Annotated in this window: 19 protein-coding genes; 16 read left to right on the top strand and 3 right to left on the bottom strand. The window is 61.0% G+C overall.

Going from position 1 to position 21657, the window contains the following annotated elements; all coding sequences use genetic code 11:
- Nucleotides 1-11 precede the first annotated feature (11 nt).
- Nucleotides 12-281, bottom strand: a complete 270-nt coding sequence (gene fliQ, locus MB02_RS14220) for a flagellar biosynthesis protein FliQ (RefSeq protein WP_067538983.1) — start codon at nt 279-281, stop codon at nt 12-14.
- Nucleotides 282-546: 265 nt separating this feature from the next.
- Between fliQ and MB02_RS14215 the strand changes: the two genes are divergently transcribed.
- Both MB02_RS14215 and MB02_RS14210 read left to right on the top strand, forming a co-directional pair.
- The gene (locus MB02_RS14215) at nt 547-1062 is read left to right on the top strand and encodes a group III truncated hemoglobin (RefSeq protein WP_235829531.1); all 516 of its coding nucleotides are present in this window, start codon (nt 547-549) and stop codon (nt 1060-1062) included.
- Between the two features lie 45 nt (nt 1063-1107).
- The gene (locus tag MB02_RS14210) at nt 1108-1413 is read left to right on the top strand and encodes a DUF1971 domain-containing protein (RefSeq protein WP_082826215.1); all 306 of its coding nucleotides are present in this window, start codon (nt 1108-1110) and stop codon (nt 1411-1413) included.
- Here MB02_RS14210 and MB02_RS14205 read toward each other — a convergent pair.
- Both MB02_RS14205 and MB02_RS14200 read right to left on the bottom strand, forming a co-directional pair.
- Nucleotides 1410-2453, bottom strand: a complete 1044-nt coding sequence (locus MB02_RS14205; protein ID WP_067538980.1) for a phytase — start codon at nt 2451-2453, stop codon at nt 1410-1412. The two genes, MB02_RS14210 and MB02_RS14205, sit on opposite strands and share 4 nt — an antisense overlap.
- Complete coding sequence (locus MB02_RS14200; protein ID WP_067538977.1) at nt 2453-5242, bottom strand: TonB-dependent receptor; 2790 nt, start codon at nt 5240-5242, stop codon at nt 2453-2455. The genes MB02_RS14205 and MB02_RS14200 overlap by 1 nt, the downstream gene beginning before the upstream one ends.
- A gap of 299 nt (nt 5243-5541) precedes the next feature.
- Here MB02_RS14200 and nusG point away from each other — a divergent pair, with 299 nt between their 5' ends.
- The 14 genes from nusG to MB02_RS14125 all read left to right on the top strand — a co-directional run bounded on the left by nusG (nt 5542) and on the right by MB02_RS14125 (nt 21641).
- Entirely contained in the window at nt 5542-6045 is a 504-nt protein-coding gene (gene nusG / locus MB02_RS14195; RefSeq protein WP_067538974.1) for a transcription termination/antitermination protein NusG, read from the top strand.
- Between the two features lie 64 nt (nt 6046-6109).
- Nucleotides 6110-7420 (top strand): sugar transferase, encoded by a 1311-nt coding sequence (locus tag MB02_RS14190; RefSeq protein ID WP_067538971.1) that lies wholly within the window; start codon nt 6110-6112, stop codon nt 7418-7420.
- 155 nt (nt 7421-7575) lie between these two features.
- Nucleotides 7576-7770 carry a hypothetical protein gene (locus tag MB02_RS17730; protein ID WP_156495530.1) on the top strand — a complete coding sequence of 65 codons (195 nt, stop codon included), beginning with the start codon at nt 7576-7578 and terminating at the stop codon, nt 7768-7770.
- Nucleotides 7767-9155, top strand: a complete 1389-nt coding sequence (locus MB02_RS14180; protein WP_067538964.1) for an O-antigen ligase family protein — start codon at nt 7767-7769, stop codon at nt 9153-9155. The genes MB02_RS17730 and MB02_RS14180 overlap by 4 nt, the downstream gene beginning before the upstream one ends.
- A gap of 25 nt (nt 9156-9180) precedes the next feature.
- A complete protein-coding gene (locus MB02_RS14175; RefSeq protein ID WP_067538960.1) occupies nt 9181-9915 on the top strand; it encodes a polysaccharide biosynthesis/export family protein in 735 nt (244 codons plus the stop codon).
- A gap of 25 nt (nt 9916-9940) precedes the next feature.
- Nucleotides 9941-12154, top strand: a complete 2214-nt coding sequence (locus MB02_RS14170; protein ID WP_082826214.1) for a GumC family protein — start codon at nt 9941-9943, stop codon at nt 12152-12154.
- A 38-nt stretch (nt 12155-12192) separates the two neighbouring features.
- A complete protein-coding gene (locus MB02_RS14165) occupies nt 12193-13389 on the top strand; it encodes a hypothetical protein (RefSeq protein ID WP_156495529.1) in 1197 nt (398 codons plus the stop codon).
- A gap of 25 nt (nt 13390-13414) precedes the next feature.
- Nucleotides 13415-14734 carry an oligosaccharide flippase family protein gene (locus tag MB02_RS14160; protein WP_082826213.1) on the top strand — a complete coding sequence of 440 codons (1320 nt, stop codon included), beginning with the start codon at nt 13415-13417 and terminating at the stop codon, nt 14732-14734.
- Between the two features lie 35 nt (nt 14735-14769).
- Nucleotides 14770-15468 carry a sulfotransferase family protein gene (locus MB02_RS17725; RefSeq protein ID WP_067538954.1) on the top strand — a complete coding sequence of 233 codons (699 nt, stop codon included), beginning with the start codon at nt 14770-14772 and terminating at the stop codon, nt 15466-15468.
- Nucleotides 15458-16600 carry a glycosyltransferase gene (locus MB02_RS14150; RefSeq protein ID WP_067538953.1) on the top strand — a complete coding sequence of 381 codons (1143 nt, stop codon included), beginning with the start codon at nt 15458-15460 and terminating at the stop codon, nt 16598-16600. The genes MB02_RS17725 and MB02_RS14150 overlap by 11 nt, the downstream gene beginning before the upstream one ends.
- A gap of 7 nt (nt 16601-16607) precedes the next feature.
- Complete coding sequence (locus MB02_RS14145; RefSeq protein WP_067538951.1) at nt 16608-17525, top strand: sulfotransferase family protein; 918 nt, start codon at nt 16608-16610, stop codon at nt 17523-17525.
- A gap of 53 nt (nt 17526-17578) precedes the next feature.
- Nucleotides 17579-18781 (top strand): hypothetical protein, encoded by a 1203-nt coding sequence (locus MB02_RS14140; protein WP_067538949.1) that lies wholly within the window; start codon nt 17579-17581, stop codon nt 18779-18781.
- A gap of 85 nt (nt 18782-18866) precedes the next feature.
- Complete coding sequence (locus MB02_RS14135; protein WP_170304748.1) at nt 18867-20033, top strand: glycosyltransferase; 1167 nt, start codon at nt 18867-18869, stop codon at nt 20031-20033.
- 561 nt (nt 20034-20594) lie between these two features.
- Complete coding sequence (locus MB02_RS14125) at nt 20595-21641, top strand: M48 family metallopeptidase (RefSeq protein WP_082826210.1); 1047 nt, start codon at nt 20595-20597, stop codon at nt 21639-21641.
- The last annotated feature ends 16 nt before the right edge of the window (nt 21642-21657 follow it).

Genomic DNA, 21657 nt, shown 5'->3' with positions numbered 1-21657 from the left:
CGATTGTCACCCTATCCTGCCAGGGAGGGAATTGTGAGGTAAAGGGCCCGTGCGAAGGAAGTCAGCCGCGCGATCATCCAAGGGCCCATGGCAATCAGCAGGATCATTGCCGCAATAATCTTGGGTACGTAGCTGAGCGTGATTTCCTGAATCTGCGTTGCGACCTGGAAGATCGAGACGATCAATCCCACCGCCAGAGTGGCCAGCATCACCGGTCCGGCAATTATGGCCGCATTCCACAACATCGCGTCCAGCAAGTTGAGCGCACGATCCGGCCCCATCGAAAGTCCCCCAAGCGGGAAGGCGCGCCGCCAATCCCGACGACACCCGCTTCCCGCATTCACACCGGTGGAGCTAGCGGCTGGCTCAGCACCCGATCAAGGCGTGGAGAGCGGAACTGCATCCAGTTCGGAGATAGTCGGCTCGCGCGAAACGGATCATCGAGATCCCGGCCGGGCCGCACAAAACATGCATATCGCATATTGATTTCAACAGCCGCGCATCTTAACATGTATATATGATACATGTTTAAAGGGGCACAGCCAGATGTCTTCGAAATCCGGCAGCGAATGGGCCGCGAAAAATGCCAGCCGCGCACCACAGGCGTCCAGCTCCGCACTCGCGGCGCGACAGGCAAAGCAGCGCCATGCCGAAAGGCTGGGTATCGATGCGGCTTTCATCGCATCTTTGGTGGACCGCTTTTACGCCAAGGTACGGGACGACGCCCTGCTCGGCCCGATCTTCGCTGCGAAAATCCACGACTGGCCCACACATCTGGAGCGCATGAAGTGCTTCTGGCGTTCGATCCTGCACAACAGCGGCGAATTTTCAGGCAACCCGATGATCAAGCATCTCGCTTTGCCGAACCTCGAAGAACGCCACTTCGCGCATTGGCTGGAATTGTTTTATGCGACCTTGCGCGAAGGCGAGCACGATGAGGTCGCCACACGCCTGATCGGTGGCCGTGCCCGGATGATTGCCGACAGCCTTCTCACCGGAATCGCGACCCATCGCGATGGTCTGACCGGGGCGCGGGCAGGGGAAAACCTGCCCCATGTCTGATCCTGCATCTCCACCCCTCATCATACTGGAAAGGGCAGTCTGCCGATGACCAATCCGATCGCCCAGCGCAGCCCGGCCCTGCCCACTGATGCCCGCGTCTATCGGCGTATCGGGCCGTTCGACAGCCAGACGCTCCCTTCCGCCCTGACCCGCGAGCACAGGCTGAAAGCCGGGGCATGGGGTATCCTGCGCGTCCAGTCCGGCTCGGTCGTCTTTGTCTGGGACGATCAGGAAGGCGGGACATGCGCATTGGCGGCGGGGGACGCGATAATCGTGCCCCCGCAGGTTCCCCACCACCTCGACATTCAGGGTGATTTCAGACTGGAAATCGAATTCCTGCGCCTGCCCTAGAGGCCGAGCGCAGCCACGATGTCATCCCATGACAGCAGCTTGAAGTTCTGCGTGCCATCGCCATTGTCACCGTCCTGAGCGACAAACAGCCCGCCTGGAAAAGCAGGTCCGAAATCGCCCGTGACGACATCGATGCCATCCGTATCGCTGGTGCCATCAACCGTGCCGTCGACAATGTGGAAGCGGCCAAGGAATTTCCCGGAGCCGGCATCGAAGGCCGCATAGGCATTGTCGCCCTGGCTGGAAGCCAGCAAAATGCTGCGACCGTCCGGCATACGTGCAATTGCCAGGCCTTCGACATCGTCGACCAGCCTTTTCCCATCGACTTTGGCAAAAGACACCGGCTTTGCTGCGGCAGCAAGGTCGATCATCCAGATGCCGACATCTTCCTCACCAACGAACAGACGGTCAGCCTGTTCATCGACCACGCACCCTTCGATTTGCGTTGCGATCTTCCATTCCCGCACGATCGCGCCCGATAATGCGCCCGGTGCATAGGAGACGGAAATCTCGCGCACGGTGCCATCCTTCAGGGCTGCGAAGACGCGGGCCTTGTCCGGCCCGTCATCCGTCCGGGTGCCTCCTGCCGCCATGCACAGGCCATAGGCTTCGCCTGCTCCGCTCTCCACCCGGCCAAGCAATCCAAGCTCACCCGTAGCGGGATCGAGAGAGAACAGCGCAACGCGCGAATGATCCGGATCGGTACGGTCACTTGCAGCGACAAGGACTCCGTGCCGCCCCTGTACCAGAGCGACATTGTTCAACCGCCCGGCCGGCACGAAACTGCGGACGGTTCCGTCCAGCCCATAGGCGTAAAGGCCGGCCTTCTTGTCAGTGCCGACCAGCAGGCTGGCTGCGGGATCGGCACTGTTACGCCAGATCGCCGGATCGTCTGCGGCATCCTCGTTAGCAGTGCCCACCGGCTGGGTTTCGGCACGCGCCGCGACCCCAACAGTCGCGACGGTGCCTTCCCCATCAGATTGTCCCGGTGCGCAGGCTGCCAGTCCTGCCACAGCAGTAATTGCGACCCATCCCCGCATCAGAAGTTCACCTTCGCACCAAACTTCATGGTCCAGTTGAACTCGTCGAACTGGAGCTGGTTACGCCGCCCACCATAGTTGTTATAGGCGGTGTATTTGGCGTTGTTGATGTTGATCCATTCGTAGAACAGCTGGATATTCTTCGTAATGCGGTACTTCGCGCTCAGGTCGAGCTGGAAGTGATCGTCGGCATAACGGTCTTCTTCCGCCACGTCGCCAGTCTCTTCCAGCATCTTGTCGCGATAGGTCCCTGCCAGACGAAGGCTGATGGGCCCCTTTTCATACCCGAGTACCGCGTTGAAAGTATGTTTCGACGTCGTCGGCAGGCCGATCTTGCGCAGATCCGTAATATCCTTGTCGACCGGAATGTGGCCGGTGGCATCGGTGTACGTGTAGTTCGCCTGGACGAGCAGACCGTCGAGCGGGGCCGGCAGCATTGTCAATGCCTGGGAATAGCTCAGTTCCAGGCCGAAGATCTTCCCGTCACCACCGTTGATCGGAACTTCCGAATCCTCGAGGAAATCGATGCCCCCGAATGTGCCCGGACCCTGAAGCTTCGTATCGACAATGAAGTTCTTCACATCCTTGTAGAAGAACGCACCGGACAGCGCGCCGTTGGAGGAGAAGTAATATTCAGCCGAAAGATCGAAGTTCCATGCTTCGAACGGCTTCAGGAACGGGTTGCCGAAGGTATATTCGTCATCTTCGTTGACGCTGATGCGGGGGGCCAGCTTCGACAGTTTCGGGCGCACCAGGCTGCGATATCCTGCTGCGCGCAGAACCAGGTTATCAGTCGGTTCGAACCGCACGTTCAGGCTCGGCAACCAGTCGCCATAGCTGCGCTTGTACATGATCGGTGTGGCAATCAGCGCATCTTCGTCGACGATATTGCCCCGCAGCGTCACGTCCGTGTGCTCGTACCGGACACCGCCGACGACAAGCAGCTTGCTGCTTTCCCAGCGGCCCATCAGATAACCGGCCATGACGTCTTCATCCGCACGGTAATCATCCGTCAGGGAATCGATGAACGTATCCTCGTCGTTCAGCTCATAATCGCCGATATTGCCGAGAAAGGCCTTGGTCGCACCGGTATAGGTCGCAACCGGTTCGATATCCGTGATGCGGTAGGTCTGGCTTCCCACGACGTCGGCCAGGGACAGGCCGTCGTTTTCCCAGAATTCGACTTCCTTGTTGTACATCTTTTCGCGCCAGCGGGCCTTGCCGCCCGCCTGAACGGTAAACGTGCCGGTATCGAATGCGAATTCCCGGCCGAGATCAAGCTTGAGCGCATATTCCTCGTCAGTCGAATTCGACAGCTTGGTATATTCGATGTCATGCAATTCGTATTCGGCGGGATCATAGAACTTGCCTACGTCCGCCCCCGACACACTGTACATCGGCAGCTTGTAGTTGGAATAATCGAACGCGACCGAGAGGTCTTCGTCATCTTCGAAACGGCGGCGGAACTCCGCCGGATCGACGGAGCCATGCTCCACTTCGGAGGACTTCGACCAGCTCGCGGCATAGCTCGCCTTCCACTCGCCAGTGTCGGTTTCGCCGCCGAAGACCAGCGACCGGATCCGCTGACGCTCGAAGCGATCCTTGATGTCCCGCTCGACCTGAATTCGCTCCGTTCCGGAAGAGAACGTAGCCTTGGCACCGTCAATCGTCGGCAGCTTGTCGTCTTTGAAATCACCAAGGTCGAAAGTCAGGCGGCGGCGGTATTCCTGATCGTCAAACTGGCTGAATATGCCTTTCACATACAGCGAAGTCGTGTCACTCGCCCGTACATCGAGACCGAGATTGGCGCTGATGCGTTCGCGTTCGACATCGAAATCGCGATATTCGACGGTCTGGGCATAGATACCGGTGCCCTCGTCGGTCCAGTCGTCGGCCTCGATATTGTCGGCTTCGAACTTGCGCTTGTAATAGGACAGACCGCCGGAAATCCCGACATCGTCGCCAAGGCGGGTTGAAAAGTCGAAGCTGCCTTTCGGCGTCAGGTCACCCGAATAATCATTGTAGCTGCCCTCGACCTTGACCGTGAACAGATCCTTCTTGCGGTCGAAGGCACTGGTCGTGTTGATCTCGATCGAAGCGCCGATCGTGTCTGCATCCATGTCCGGCGTCAGCGACTTCTTCACTTCCACCGATTCGATGATGTCGCTGGAAATCACGTCCAGCGCGACCGAACGGACGTCGGATTCCGGGGCCGGCAAACGTACCCCGTTGACCGAAGTCGCATTGAGTTCCGGGTCCAGCCCGCGAACCGATACGAAGCGGCCTTCGCCCTGATCGTCGAGAATATTCACGCCCGGCAGGCGACGCAGCGATTCAGCCACGTTCTGGTCAGGAAACTGGCCGACCGCATCGCGCGTCAACACATCGCTGACACCATCAGCCTCACGTTTGCGCGACAGGGCGCTGGCCTGATTGGCACGCTGGCCGATTACCAGAATTTCGCGAGCATTGGCTCCGCCAAGTGCAAAGTCGACAGCGATTTCCCCCGTGGCGGGCACATCCACGGTCTTGCGGACGGTCTCAGCGCCGACATAGCGCACTTCCAGTGTGTAGGTGCCGGCCGGTACGTCGGCAAACCGGTAGGAGCCGTCGCGATCGGCCACAGCGACGCGATCAAGCTCGACGACCCGCACCTGGGCGGAACGCAGCGCCACGGTATGTGATGCGTCGCTGACGTGACCGGCAATTTCACCGGCGAACGCAGCCGACGGAACGGCGATGGCGAGCGTGCCAGCGCCGGCCATGAGTATGGAACGATAAATGGTCATCGGATGCCTCCCTGTTGCGAGGGAGGCCGCTAGGCAGTGCTTGTGACAAGCAAGCGTCAGCTATCTTACGAAACGGTTACAGTTCGCATGTGCAGCAATTGCAGATCGGATGATTTTTCGGTTCTGCTCCGCCCAGGCCAATTCCACGGAACCGCGGGCAGGGAGCGAATACCGTTTCAGGCAGGCCGTGCCCGCTATCGGGCAAGCGACATGAAATGGACCTTTCTGGGTGTGGACAGATGACCGAAACGTGACCTACCTCCACGTGCCTGCTCGTTCTTTGCTGACAGAGGCACTTCATGGCTGGCTTGAACTGGTATGTTGTCGAAACACAACCCCGCGCCGAAGCGCGGAGCCAGAACCATTTGGAAAGACAGAATTTTCTCTGCTTCTGTCCGCGATTCCGGACGACACGGAGGCACGCCAGACGAGTCGAAAATGTGCTCGCCCCCCTGTTCCCGGGCTACCTTTTCGTGAAGTTCGATTGCGAGCAGGACCCCTGGCGGGCGATCAACGGAACAAGGGGTGTCAAACGGCTCGTAGGGTCCCCAAAGGGTGCGCCGCAGCCGATGCCTTCGGAAGTCATGGATGCGCTCATGGCGCGATGTGACAGGCAGGAGGTAAAGCAGGTTCTGGGCAGCGTACGCCCCGGTCAGTCGGTCCGGTTGATCGCTGGTCCCTTCGCCGATCGTCTCGCCCGGATCGAAGCTCTCGACAGCAAAGGCAGATTACGGGTTCTTCTGGATATGCTCGGTACAGTTTCCCCGATCAATGTCGCGCTCAGCGATGTTGGACCGGTGTAGCGGGCGATAGCAATGGGCTTCCATCCACCCTCCCTGTTCTCCTCACATTGCCGGAGGCCATAAGGTGAGCGCGAGATCGGACTTCTCCTACTTTCAGAAGCAGGTCGCGGCCCCGCCAACTCGGATCCGGCGCCTCGCTGAAATACTCGTCCCCAGCAACAGATTCGCGATCGCAGGCGCGCTCGTTTTCGGAATCGTCATTCCGGAACTGTTTCATCCGCTGCTGGCACATGGTCATTCCTGGGCTCAGGCCCTGCATCCCTTCGATCCGATGCTCTACGCTTCGGCCACAGCGCTGTTGCTTGCGCACCTGGTGCTGCGCAAGACCAGCAAGCTGCCGTTCGTCGACGCGAAAGTCATGGTTCTGCCGGTTTGCGTGATTTCCTTCGCAATCGTGATGATCATGTCCGGCTTCGTCTTCCGACGGCTGAGTTATTATCACTTTACGACTGCCTATATGACCGGCGTGATGTGGTACTCCACGCTGGTCGTCTTGCGCGGACGCCTTGGCAGGCCGCTCGTCGCACTGGTCGGGATCGAGCAGATCGACAACGATCTGCTGGCGATGCGAGTGGACTGGACCTTGTGGCATGGCACCCGTCTTCCGCGCGGGGCAGACGCAATCGTTTACGACAGCAACCGGGACTATCCGCCCGCGTGGGAACGGTTCTTCGCCCGCGCAGTGCTACGCAACATACCGGTCTACGATTTCGATCATTTTCGCGAAATGCTGATCGGCCGGGTCAGGCTGCGTTCCAAGCCAGAGCTGGTTTTCGGGCAATTGCTTCCATCCCAGCCCTATTTGCGCATCAAGCGCGTGCTCGATTTTCTCGCTGCGCTGGTATTGCTGGTGCCCAGCCTGGCGATCATTGGCGTCGCGGCGATCCTGATACGCCTGGACAGCCCCGGCCCGGCAATTTTCCGGCAGAAGCGCATCGGATATCAGGGCCGGATATTCACCTGTTACAAGCTACGGACGATGCGCACTGGCGTCGCCGGGCCGCATTACACCAGCGAGGCAGACCCGCGCATCACCCGGCTCGGACAGCGCTTGCGCAAGCTGCGCGTGGACGAACTGCCGCAGATCTTCAACGTTCTGAAAGGGGAAATGAGTTGGATCGGGCCCCGGCCCGAAGCCCTGTCCCTTTCCCGCAGCTACGAACAGTCGATCCCCTATTACCGGTACCGCCACAGCGTCCGCCCCGGCATTTCCGGATGGGCCGCGGTTCATCAGGGCAACGTCGCGCTCACTGACGCGGCAACCCGCAAGCTCGAATACGATTTCTATTACATCAAATATTTCACGATCTGGCTCGATATCGTGATCGTCTTCATGACTTGCCGCACGATCGTGACGGGGTTCGGCTCCCGCTGATAACCTCATGGTAACCATTTGGTCGCATTGAGGGGTCACATCCCCCGATACGGCAAGACAGCGTTCAAAATTGAACGCAAGGCTGCCGGACTATCGGCGGCAGGCAACGGAACGAACTGTGCGGGAAGCATCGCTTCACCCGTACTGCGGTAGCTATGAACCTCGTTATCGGCAGCATACCCACGCAAGCATCCAGTCGGCACGACAGCCTCGACTTCGAGCTGTTGTACCTGCGCGATCAGATGCCCGGCCTGTTCCAGCGCAAGACGGAGGAATACGAGCGGTTGAGAGTGCAGATCGAAACGCTTGAGCGCGCGATTACCAGCGAAGAGACCGACCGCCACCCATGACCCCGGCTCAGGCCTGGTCGAAAATAGAGGCGCACAGCGGCGCATTCTGGGGGCTAAGCCTGTTGTTGCTCGCTGTCTTTGCAATGGGCGGCAGCGCGCGGGGCGATGTCGCGTCCCTGATGTTTCTGCGCCCGCTGGCGGTTCTCCTGCTCGGCTTCGGCCTGTCCCGTCTCTCCCCGGCGCACCTGCGCGCCCACCCGTTCCTGTTTGCGATGGCTGCCGCTATCCTGGGGTTGCTCGCAATCCAGCTCATCCCTCTTCCGCCAGCAGTCTGGTCTCAACTGCCGGGCCGCGAAATTGTCACGGAAATCGAAAGTGCGGCAGGCAGCATCGGTATCTGGCGCCCGGCCAGCCTTACGCCCGATGCAACCCGCAATGCCTTCTTCGCGGCACTCGTCCCGACGGCGGCCCTGGTCCTCGGCGTGCAGCTCGATGCGCGGGAGCGGCGGCACCTCCTGCCCGTGGTTCTTACTCTGGGCGGGATCAGCGCCCTGCTCGGACTGATGCAACTGCTCGGCAACCCGCGCGGTCCGCTGTATCTTTACGACATCACCAACAATGGCGTGGCCGTAGGCCTGTTCGCCAACCGCAATCATCAGGCGCTGCTGCTGGCCATGATGGTCGGACTGCTGGCAGTTTTCGGTTGCCGCGCGCGTTTCGGTTCGCGCCAGTTCATGGCACTGCTGCTTGGCATGCTGCTGTTGCCCCTGATCCTGATTACCGGATCGAGATCGGGCCTTGTCTGCGGCATCGTTGCGCTTGTTTGCACGCCATTCCTGCTGCTCCACCCTGCCGATACTTCGGGCGACAATCGCCGCCGCTTCCCGGCCATCAGCCCCGGCATGCTCATGGTTGCTGCGGCGGCACTGTTTGCACTGACCATTTGGCTTGGCCGGGCGCTTGCGTGGAATCGCCTGCTGGCCTCCGGCCCGGAAGACGAACTGCGCTTCGCCACTCTGCCGATCCTGAAAGCCATGATCCTGGCCTATTTCCCCGTCGGAACCGGGGCGGGATCATTTCCTCAGGTCTATCAGATGCATGAACCCGATGCCCTTCTGGCCCCGTTCTACCTCAACCACGCCCATAGCGACTGGCTGGAAATACTGGTGGACGGCGGTCTGCTCGCTGCCCTCGGACTGCTGCTGGCCATCGCCGCGTTCATCTGGCGCGTTCGCCAGGTCGGAGGCGGCATGTACGCCGCTGACCGAACCGCGCAATTCAATCGCCTCGGTTTGGCGATGATCTTTCTCGCAGCAATCGCAAGCGGCGGGGATTACCCGCTACGCACGCCGCTGCTGTCCTGCATATTTGTCGTTTCCCTGCTCTGGGCGACCTGTCCTGGCACCATGCCACGGCCAGCCGCCCACGCCCCCAAGACATCCTGACCAGCCCCAACTCGAGGTTTTCTTCATGCAGTTAGGTCCCCTCCCGCGCCGCGCGGCCCTGTTTGCCAGCCTGTTGCTGGCAGGCTGCGCCTCAACCCCCAGGATCGGTGGCGACCCCAATCTAAAGGTTATCGAGGCCAGCGCCCTGCCCGCGCCGGACCGCATGGATCTCACCACCGGGGCACGCGATTATTTCGTCGGGCCTTTCGACCGGCTGACAATCGATGTGTTCGGCGTCCCTGAACTGTCCGGCCGCGAAGTGCAGGTGGATGCAAGCGGCCGCATCTCGTTCCCTCTGGTCGGCGCCCTTGCCGTCGCCGGGCACAGCCCCGGCGAGGTTGAATCCCTGCTGGCCGGCCGCCTGCGGGTCGCCCATGTCCGCGACCCGCAAGTGACGGTCAACCTCAAGGAAACCGTCAGTCAGGTCGTTACCATCGAAGGGCAGGTACGGAAGCCCGGCCTCTATCCGGTCGTTGGGCACATGTCGTTGATGCGGGCCATGGCTCTGGCCGAAGGGACGGACGAGTATGCCCGGCTAGACGATGTCGTCATTTTCCGCACGGTGAAAGGCCAGCGCCTGGCCGCGCTCTATGACCTCAATGCCATCCGCCACGGCGTCTATCCCGACCCGGAAGTGTTCGCCAACGACGTGGTCATGGTTGGCGATTCAAGCGCCCGCCGCCTGTTCAAGGACGTGCTTTCCGTGGTGCCTGCACTGGCCACTCCGATCATCATCGGCGTCGATCGCCTCTCGAAATGACCCTCCCTTGCCTGGACATCCCGACATGACGCGCACGACAACGCTTTCACCTTCCCATGGGCAGGAGCCGGGGCACTACCCGGACACCACGTTTGACGACGGCCTGTCGCTGCCTCCGGCGCTGCTGCAATACTGGCATGCCGCCTTGCGCTGGCGCTGGCTGATCGCGGGAATCATTGGTGCTGCCCTGATTATCGGGGTGGCCGTGACCTTGCTCGCGGCTCCGCAGTTTACCGCGCGGGCGCAAGTGGAGATCAGCCGCGACCAGCAGAACCTGACCAACGTCCCCGGTCTGGAAGCAGCGGGCGCTCCGCGCGACCTTGAATTCTACGACACCCAGTACGCCCTGCTGAAAGCCGAATCCCTGGCCGAACGCATCGTTCGCAATCTCAAGCTTGCGAGCAATGACGGCTTCTTCGAAGCTCATGGCGTCATCCCTCCCGAAACCGCACAGGCGAGCAATGGCAAACCGGCCCTGAAACCGGACGAACTCCGGGAACGGGAACGCGTGGCAGTCCGTCTGCTGCTCGACCATGTTACCATCGAACCGATCCGCAATTCGCGCCTGGTGGATATTCGATACACCAGCCGTTCCCCGCGATGGTCGGAGCGGATCGCAAACGCCTGGCCACAACAGTTCATCGGCGCGACAATGGACCGCCAGTTCGCCTCCAGCGCCGACGCCCGCCGGTTCCTCGATGAACGACTGACGGATCTTCGTACGCGGCTCGAACAATCGGAACGCGACGCTGTCACTTACGCGTCCAGCCGCGATATCGTCACGCTCGGCACGAGCCGCGATGCCAGCGGACGGACCATGGATCCGCGCACACTCGTTGCGAGCGATCTGGAAGCGCTCAACGCCGCATTGGTAGAGGCCCGCACGGAACGGATTGCGGCCGAGAGTCGGGTCCGCACGCAGGGGGCGGAAAACAGCGCGGACGCACTGGCCAACAACACGATTCAGGAATTGCGCAAGAAGCGCGCCGAAGTGGGAGCGGACTATGCAAAGCTGATGGTGCAGTTCGAACCCGGTTATCCCGCAGCCCGCGCGCTGAAGGAACAGATGGATGCACTGGACGCGGCAATCGCACGCGAAACCGGGCGCATTTCCGGCAGCCACCGGCGAACCTACCAGGAAGCGCTGGCTCGCGAACAGGAACTGGCGGCTCAGGTCAAGACGCTGAAGAGCCGCCTCGACCGCCAGCAGCATGACTCCATCCAGTACAACATCTACCAGCGCGATGCGGATACCAACCGCCAGCTCTATGATGCGCTGCTCCAGCGCTACAAGGAAATCGGCGTCGCCGGATCGGTGGGTGCGACCAACATCGCCATTGTCGATCGGGCCAAGATCCCCGACGAGCCTTCCGCGCCCAGCCTGCCGCAGAACCTTGCCATCGCGCTCCTGCTCGGCGTGGTGCTCGCGGCAGGCAGTGTCTTCACGCTCGAACAGATCGACGAAGGCATCCGCAATCCGGCCAATGTGGAATCGCTGCTCGCCCTGCCATTGCTCGGCGCCACCCCGCTTTCGGAAAACGAACCGGCGGACGAAGTCCAGATGCCCCATTCCGCACTTGCCGAAGCCTACTTCAGTGTTCGCACCACACTCGCGCTCGCGACAGCCCATGGCCTTCCACGCACATTGGCCATCACCAGCACGCAGCCGGGAGAAGGCAAATCCATCAGCGCCTTCGGGCTTGCCTGTGCGATTGGCCGCACGGGCAAGAAGGTGCTGCTGATCGATGCCGACATGCGCTCCCCCTCGATCCACAAGCTCGTCGGCACGGACAATGCGGAAGGGCTAAGCAAGCTGCTCGCCGGCAACGACCATATCGACGAGATGATCCGCCAGACTTCGATCAAGGGCGTTTCGGTCCTGTCATCCGGGCCTACACCACCCAGTGCGGCCGAACTGTTCGGCACCGATCGTCTTGAAATGCTGCTGACCCGAATGCTCGGGTATTTCGATCATGTCATCATCGATACCCCGCCCATACTTGGCCTGGCCGACGCCCCGCTGATCGGCCGCACGGTGGAGGGCAGCGTCCTCGTCATCGAAGCCGAACAAGCCTCCGTCCGTTCGATCCGCAACGCATTGCGCCGCCTCCGGGTCGGCAACAACCAGGTCTATGGCGCACTGGTCACCAAGCTCGACACCGCGCGGGCGGGCCATGACTATGGCCTCAACTATGCCGGTTACTACTCCTACGGCGGCAGCAGCGGGGAGCGGGCCTGACGCTCACTGCCGCCATGGCCGACAGCCGTTTTCATTCGATGTCCATACTATCCTCGCCGCGCCGCTGGTTCCTGGTATTCGCCACGCTCGCGCTGGCCTTGCTGGCGGCCCACAATGCCGCCCTGTCCTGGTGGCGCGTGCAGACAGTCTCGGAGGTCCCCGTCTGGGCGCAGGATGCCACGTTCGCTCTTCGGGCCACGATGACTCCGCTTGCCCTCGGAGAAACGCCGGTCAGCAGGGCCGCACGGATGCGTGAAGCCGCTCGGGCCGTCCTGCGCACCGCTCCGCTCGATCCTGCCGCCCCACGGCAATTGGGTCTGGCGGACGAATTGGCCGGCAAAGGTTCCGGCCTCGCCCAGTTGCGCCTTGCAGAACGGCTGTCCCGCCGGGACCTTCCGACGCAACTGGCACTGATCGAGCAAGAGGCACAAGCGGGTGACCTGCCGGCAACCCTGCTTCACTATGACCGGGCACTCACCGTTCATCCGGCAAGCGAAGACCAGCTTCTTCCATTGCTGGCCGTCGCACTCGACGATGCGGATATTCGCGCGGCTCTGGTACCCTATGCCGATCGGCCGTGGTTCTCGCGCCTGGCGCGCCGGGCCATTTCGCAAGGCGCCGACCCGCTGGCATTGGCTCGATTGCTGCAAGCCATCCGGCAGACGGATGGGAGACAGGAACTGGCCGACACTCTATGGCCGATCATTCTCGCGAAGTTGATCTCTTCTGGCCAGGTGAACGATGCCCGCACCCTTGCAGGGAACCTGCCCGGTCAAAACCCGCAGGCGCTCAACCAGCTTGGATTTTCGAAAGCGGCGACCAATGATCCCCGACTGGGCCCGTTGGGCTGGCGAATGACGGGCGAAGGACCCGTTGCGGCCTCGTTCAATAAGCCGGGACAGTTGGCCATCCGCGTCGCCAGCAACCGCAGCGGAGTGGTAACAGAACGGGTCACTCTGCTGCCCCCAGGGCGTTATCGGGTCATGCAAGACATCACCTACCCGGCAACTGGGCCGAAAGCACGCCTGACCTGGGGCCTGCGCTGTTTAGGGAAGCCTTCCAGGCAGCTTGACCGGCACTCCCTCCCTGCCGCTTCAGGGAGCCGGACGCACACATTCACACTCACCATACCGGCAGACTGCCCGGCCCAGGCATGGCAGTTATCGGCAACCGCCACGCTCGCGCAATCGGACTCAGAAGTGCAACTGACCGCTCTCTCGCTGAAACGTCTGTAAGGTCGCAGACGATCCGGCACATCACATGACCAATCGCGGAGCACCAAGATCCCACCGCGACTTTCTCACCTCCGGCATGGCTGTTCTGGCTGTGAACGGGGCGGGAATTGCGCTGTCCTTCCTGCTGGTAACGGTTCTGGCCCGCGTATTGGGCGCGCATGAATACGGCCTCTACAGCTACATTCTCTCCATCGCCATGATCCTGGCGATTCCGGTGCAGTGCGGCCTGCCCAACCTGATCGTACGGGAAACCGCCCGCCTGCTTCACGAAGGCCGCCTGCGCCAGATGCGTGCGCTCTGGAAGTGGTCTGGCACAGTCGCCATTCTTGCAGCAGCCTGCGTCGGGGCAGTGACCGCATGGGCCGCCCACACATGGGTGCAGGCCGAATTGTCGACCGGGCTCACGATTGCGGCACTCGCACTGGTTCCGCTACTCGCGCTTGGCAGCCTGCGCAGTGCGGCACTTCGCGGCCTCGGCCGCCCGGTGCAGGGCCAGTGGCCGGACATCGTGCTCCGTCCGGCACTGCTCATCGGCGCGGCAGGCCTCACCGTCCTGGCGGGCACCAAGCTGAACGCGATCGGCGTATTGTGCCTTCACACCGCAGCAGCCCTGCTGGCCTTCCTCGCGGGCGCGCTGCTTCTCGCGCGGGCAGCCCCCCGCATCACCAGTGACGATACGCCCGCCTATCACCACCGGGCATGGCTTTCCGCCGGGTTGTTCCTCGGCATCAGTTCTTCAACGGAAATCGTGAGCCGTAATCTCGACATTATCATGCTGGGCATACTCAGGCCCGCAGCCGAGGTCGGATATTACAAGGTCGCATCCACGTTCGCGATCCTCGGCTCGACCGTGCTCACAGCGCTCAACCTCGTGCTTCAACCCCGTATTGCCCAATATCTCGCAGCTGGCGACCGGGAGGGAGTGGAACATCTCGTCACGTTCGTCGCACGATTGACGCTCGGCTCCAGCCTTCTCATCTTTCTTGGCCTGCTGCTGTTCGGGCAGACGATCCTGCAAGTGGCTTTCGGAACCGAATATGCGCAAGCCTACATGCCCATGGCGATCCTCGCCGCCGGACAACTCGCCAACGCCGGGTTCGGGCCGGTCATGCTCCTGCTCAACATGGCAGGGCACGAAAAGGTGGTGATGCGCGGGGTGATCCTATCCGCCGTCGTCAACCTTGTGCTGAACGCTCTGCTCATTCCACGGTTCGGGACACTGGGTGCGGCAGTAGCGACAGCAATTGCATATCTGACCTGGAATGCCGCGCTTTATCAGCAGGTGCGGGTTCGCATGGGGCTCGATGCCACCGCGTTCGGACGCCATGTACGGGTAGCCGCCTGAGCGCCAATGCAGACATGTCATCGGCACCGCAAACCATGAATCAGTCCGACATAAACGCGAAAGCGATTGCCGCGTCCACCGGGTTCGCACGCCGGGCCTTGCCACGTTCCTGGCGCATGTGGCTGCTGGCCCAGCGGCGTGCGCACCTCTGGAAGCGGGCCGGACTGATCTTCATCCATGTTCCCAAGAATGGCGGGACCAGCATCAATCGGGCGATCTACGGTCGTTTCATGGGCCACTTCACTGTAGATGATGTCGCGCGCGCCCGACCGGGGCTCTATGCCTCGTTGCCTTCGCTCGCCCTTACCCGAAACCCCTGGGCAAGAACCTTCTCGGCCTATCGTTTCGCGCGCAGCGGCAACGATATGGCGGACGGCGCGGCAATCGCCGTCCCGGAGCGATACCGCACCGCCTCATTCGCATCCTTCGAACGGTTCGTCGTCGAATGGCTGGACGGTCGCGACCTCTCGCGAGAAGATCCCGTGTTTCGTCCGCAGTGTGCCTTTATCCTGCGTAGCGGGGGAAACATCGGTGTTACCCACCTGGGCCGCCTGGAAGAACCGGCGTCCTATGCCGGATTTCTCGAAACCACGCTGGGACACCGCCCCTTCATCGAGCATCTCAATCGAACATCGGCCGCCCCCGACTACCGCGACGCCTACACACCGGAGATGCGGGATATTGTCGCACGGGCCTACGCCAGGGATATCGAGCGGTTCCACTATGACTTCTGACCAGCGCCCACACATTCTCCATATCATCACCGGCCTTGGCGATGGCGGGGCCGAAGCGGTCCTTTACAGGTTGGCGACGTACGATGATCTGCACTCACATTCGGTGATCTCGCTCTCGGGCATGGGCAAATATGGCCCTCTGCTCCACGAGGCCGGGATCGCGGTCGAGGCCATGGGATTGTCCCCCTCGCTGCCCTCCGCAGCCAGGCTCATGCGAATGGTGCAATCCGTCCGGCGCCAGGCGCCCGATGTAGTGCAGACGTGGATGTATCACGGCGATCTTCTGGGCGGCGTGGCCGCGCGGCTGGCCGGCGTGCGCCGCGTCGTCTGGGGGCTGCACAATACCACGCTCGACCGGCAGGGCACCAAGTGGGCGACACGTGCGATTGTCCGGCTCAATGCCCAGCTAAGTCGCCGTCTGCCCGCACGCATCGCCAGTTGTTCCGAAAAAGGGATACAGGTCCATCGCGATGCCGGATACGCCCCTGGCAAGCTGACCGTGGTCCACAATGGCTACGACATCGGCGCATTCCGGCCCGATGCCAATGCCCGTCAGCATATTCGCGCCGAATGGGGCATCACGGATGACGAGATTCTGCTGGGCTGTGTCGCACGTTTCGATCCCCAGAAAGACCACGGGAACCTCCTCGCCGCATTCCGCCGCGTTCTCGACCGGCAGCCTGCGGCGCGCCTTGCGCTGATCGGCACCGGGATGACGCATGACAATTCCGCCCTTGCCGGTCTGATCGAACGCAACGGCGTCGGGCAATCGGTCATTCTCTGCGGACGGCGCAGCGACATTCCCGCCGTGATGAATGGGCTGGACGTCCATGTTCTTGCCAGCGCGTTCGGAGAAGCTTTTCCCAACGTGGTCTGCGAAGCCATGGCCTGCGGAACTATCTGTGCCGCAACCGATGTGGGCGATACCGGGCTGATTATCGACAGCACGGGGCACATCTGCCCGCCGTCCGATCCCGATGCCCTTGCCTCTGCGATCCTGTCCGCCATCGAGCGTGCCGGAACCGCGGAAGCCAGCGCCGCATGCCGGGCCCGCATCGAAAGCATGTTTTCACTCGACAGAATGGCCGCCGGTTACGCGGCGCTCTGGGCCAGCACTTCGCCAACAGGATAGGTCCCGCATGAACGGCAACGTACAACCCATTTTCCTGATTGGGGCACCGCGCAGCGGAACGACTGTGTGCTTCGATATGTTTTCGACGCATCCTCAGGCAGCCATTGCGACCAATCATGACGATCTGCTTTCGGCGACACCCCTGTTCGGGCTAATAGCCGCGGCCTTTACGCGCCCGGAAAACCGCTTCAGCCTTGGCAAGCACGGGCCCGAAACCGGGCCGGGCCGTTTCACCAACCTTGCCCCGCGCAAGACAGAACTGTTCCGGTTCTGGAACCGGACAGCGGGGGAGCGCTTTGTACGCGGCTACCTGTGGGACACTGTGCCTGAAGAAGCGGAGGCAACGCGCATCCGTGGCAGATTGCTGCGGATCGCATCACTGCAACGCCGGAGCCATCTCGTCCTCAAGCTGACCGGTCCGGGACGCATCCGGTATCTCAAGGCGCTCTTTCCCGACGCCCGGTTCATCCACCTCACCCGCACGGCAGAAGCACAAGTCGCCTCGTTGCTGAAAACCAGCTTCTGGAACACCGGCAAAGGGCGCGAGCGGCTGTGGTGGCATCGCGACATTCCTGCCCAGTGGGCCGGGTTTCTCGCTGATGCGGAAGCGACGGGCTCCCCGCCCGCCCTGGCCGCCGCGCAATGGAGCGCGGTCGTGAACAGTATTCGGACAGAGGCCGAAGCCATTCTGACGCCGGAAACCTACATCGAGATCGGGTACAGTGATTTCGTGAATGCTCCGGTCCCGACCGTGCAGCGCCTCTGGAAGTTCGCCGGGCTTGACGCCGGGCAGGACGCAACCGCCAGACTGAAAGATTTCACGATCCGCAAGGACAACGACGAAAAGTGGAAAAGCGCCTTTACGCCTGGCGATCTGGCCCAGTTGCAGGACTGGATCAGAATCGAACGGCCCGTCGCGACCTGAGCGGCCCTCGCCCGCAAAACCGCTGACGACCGGGATCAACGAGACACCAATCCATGTTCACCGATGCCAACGACCTTTCACAACTGCTCTGGGCGCTATTCTTCGTCGTCCTTGGAGGTGTGTTTGCCATCGCACAGCACAGGCTGTTCCGGGTGCCGAGAGCCTGGGCGTTCTTCCTCTATGTCTGGCACACGGCATTTTGCCTGATTTACGTCGATTACACGCGCGACAACATCGCCGATACGTGGGCCTATTACGCCTATTCCCTCGAATCCGGCGCATCGTTCGGGCTCGGCGGGGACGCTGTCGTCGCGTTTACCGCACTGTTCTCTCGTGGACTGGGAATGTCCTACGAAGGGATATTCCTCGTTTACAATCTGATCGGCTTTATCGGCCTGATCGCAATGGCCAGCGCATTGCGCACGGCAGTTGCAGACAAGACCCGCTGGATCAGGCAATTGGCATCCCTCGTTCTCCTGCTGCCCGGTTTCAGTTTCTGGAGCGCGGCGATCGGCAAGGACAGCATCGCCTTTATGGCCGTCGGACTGATCCTCTGGTCGGTCCAACGCATCCGATCCCGGCAAGTTGTCCTGATCTTCGCAGTCGTGGCCATGGGTTGCGTGCGCCCGCACATGGCCGGGCTGCTGACAATCGCACTGGCGTTTGCCGCGATCCTGGCCGGGAGTATTCCGATGGCCCGCAAGGTTCTGCTGGCCACATTGATGGTGCCGGTGACCGCTTTCGCCATCAGTCTCGGGTTGAATTACACCGGGCTCGATGACGCATCCTCGATCAATGACATCGTGGATTATGTGGAACAGCGGCAATATTCGACTTTCAGAGGGGGCAGCGCGGTCGATATTGCCGACATGTCCATCCCGGAACGATTGTTCGCCTTTCTCTTCCGTCCGCTCTTCACCGAGGTTCCCGGCCTGCTGGGGACAGTCGTGAGTTTTGAAAACGCAATCCTTCTGGTTGGCTTTCTCTCTATCCTCGCCAACATGGTGCGCAGGAAGTCCTCGTTGCAGGATTTCGAGCGGATCTTCGCGTTCGTGTTCGTCGCAATCGCCTGGACCCTGCTGGCCAACACCACAGCCAATCTGGGGCTGGCGGTCAGGCAGAAGACGATGTTCACCCCGATGCTGGTGTTGCTGGCATTTTCGTACATGCGCAGCATTCCGGCACCTGCAAATGCGCCGCCAGCCGGCACCCGCCGGCCAATCGCACGCACTGCACCCGTTGCGAGGGCGCGCTGACCTTCGCGCCCCGGCAGGTCCGTAATTTCCCGGCCGCCCTGCCAGCCGATTATCGATGACAACACAAGCAACAGGAAAATCTCAGATGCCCGACGGGAAACACCCTGCCGGTTCTACCTCATCCGATTTTATCGTCTTCATAAACAAGAGCACATTCTTCCTGTCGCATTTCGCGTCGTTCTATTCGAAAATAATCGCGGACGGGGGACGCGTTACCCTGGTCTCCAATTTCGAGAACGACGATTTTGATTATCGTGCCGCCGGCTATTCGACAGTTTCCGTCCCACTGAAAGCGAAAGACAGGTCCAGCGCGCTGGTGCAACTGTACCGGGCGCTTTCCACCATCATCACCTATTGGCGCCTCATGCGGCAGGCCCCGGCCAGCTTCATTGACGTGTACACGCTCAAACCCATTCTTCTCACCGCGCTGGCCAGCAGGTTCGCCAGCTGCGGGAAGTTGAGTTTCTACTTCACTGGTCTGGGCTCGTTCTTCATCAAGCAATCGCTCGCAAACCGGGTGTTCAAATATCTCGTCTACCGGTTCATCCTGACTTCGCGATGGAACTATCTGATCTTTGAAAACCGCGATGATCCGGCTGACCTCACGGCTCTGTCCGGTGTCGAAATCCCGCCAGACCAGGTCCTGGTCCTTCCGGGGGCGGGCATCGAACCTCTCCGCCAGACCATCGAGAAGAAGGTAACCGCCCGCAAGAGCGCCAATGTCATCTATTTCTCCAGGATCATGCGGGACAAGGGGATTGAGGAATTCCTCGATATTGCAGAGCGGGCACTGACGATCATGCCCAGCTGGAAGTTCAAGATCTATGGCAATTTCGATGCCCTGTACGAAGGCCCGGATTATCAGGATTTCATCCTGAGCAGGATCGAATCCCTGGATAATGTGGAATTCCACGGCTTCTCCCGATCGAAGGTTTCCGATCTGGGGAATGGCGACTTCTTCGTGCTTCCCAGTCAGCGGGAGGGGTTTTCCAAGTCCCTTGCAGAAGCGATTTCACTGGGGGTCTTTCCTGTAACGACATTCCAGACCGGCTGCCGCGACGTCGTTCAGAACTACGGCATCTTCTTCCACGATGCCGCGCAGGCGCTGGATCAGATGATCCGGCTTTGGGAAGACGAGGAATTGTACAATGTGTTGAGAGACAGGGCCCATAAGCTGGCGCTCTCCAACCTCACAGTCGAAAGCGTCGTTCAAAAGCGGCTCGACTTCATCGCGAGGCTTCCGGAAAGATAGCCTCCCGCCGGTCACATCATGGGACGACAACAAAAAGGGCGGCAAAAGCCGCCCTTTTACGTGTAGCTGACAGTACGCTCAGGGGCTCGCTGGCGAGTTGTCGTCATCGCCAAGGCCAAAGGCGAGAGCGATCCCACCCAATGTAAGCGCTGTTATGACCACCAACGCGGTAGTGCTGATACTTTTTTCTGATTTTTGCACTGGTGATCCGACCCGCAGGGGCTCTGCAGTCGGTATGACTGCATTGCTGAGCGCCAACCGGTTGGCGGCGGATTCTTTCGCTGCGGCCATCGAAGGTACGATCGCCAAGGAGAGAGCGGCCAGTCCCGCAAAAAGGGCTTTTCCAGAATGCATAAGCACACCTCACTTTCAAATTCCCCAACACCTTGCATGAAGGTGCCAGACGGATCAACAGCAGGTGAACCCTACAACCGCAAGGTTACTAGGAGATGACCCAGATATGCGACGGACCGCATTTCACAGTGGCATTTGCCGTACTAGTATCCTGAAAAACCAGCCCCGGCACCGGATATCATCCTTGAAAACCTGTTAGCACGCACAGTGATTCGCCCCACCCCCTGCTCCGCGTCCACTCTGCCCGCATGGGCGGCGCTTCTTCGGATTGCCCGTGGGATCGTGATCTGTCTGTGGGCATTGGCGGCAGCGGCCCCTGCCACAGCTGCTTCCCCATTGGACCAGGCTTTGCTGCGGCTGCGGGAACAGGACGTCAGACTCGCCCGGTTGGGTCAAAGGCTGGCGCAAGGCAATGCCCGCCTGTGTGACGAGACGATGCCGTTCACTGGCCTGGTACTCCACGCAGTGACTCAATACGCACCTTCCGCCAGGGAGGCAGCACAACGGCTGTTCCTTTTTGCCCAACCGGTATCGGTGGAAGCCGTCCTGCCAAGCAGCCCAGCGGACGCAGCAGGCGTCCAGGCGAATGACGGCCTCGTCTCTATCAATGGCGCACCGGTGGATGATGGGAACGCCTCTGCACGACAGTCGAGTGAGCCCCGTGATCGGGTCGAACAATCGCTGGCCGCGCTTCCAATCGATCAGCCGATCAATTTTGGCCTGAGACGAGGCGGCGAACAGATCACCGCCAGTGTCCAGCCCGTTCCAGTTTGTCGAAGCCGGTTCGAAGTGGTCTGGAATGACAAGACTGTTGCCCACTCCGATGGGGAAATCATCCAGATCTCATCATCACTGCTAGACCGGTTCGACGATGGGCAGCTCGCGGTTCTGCTGGCTCATGAACTGGCACACACCATTTTGCGGCATCGCGACAGGCTGGAGGCCGCTGACGTGGCAAACGGGTTGCTTGCCGAATTCGGCCGCAATCGCCGCCTGAACCGGCAAGCGGAGGATGAGGCGGACCTTCTGAGTATCCATCTGCTGTACAATGCCGGCTTCGATCCTCGCACCGCACCTGATTTCTGGCGCGGTGCAGGGAAGAAGCTGGATCCCGGGCTACTGCGCAGCAGAATTTACCGGTCGCCCCGGCAGCGGGCAGCGGCGATGGACAAGGAGATCGAGCGGTTGCCCGATAGCCAGTCCTTCAGCAAGGCCGAAGCATTGCTCAGACGGCGTTACGAACCTCTCGAATAGACCACGCGGATTGCGC

This window comes from Croceicoccus estronivorus (assembly GCF_001625325.1).
GTDB lineage: Bacteria > Pseudomonadota > Alphaproteobacteria > Sphingomonadales > Sphingomonadaceae > Caenibius > Caenibius estronivorus.
The sequence above is the reverse complement of the archived record's forward strand: the minus strand, read 5'-3'. Positions and strand labels throughout refer to the sequence as shown.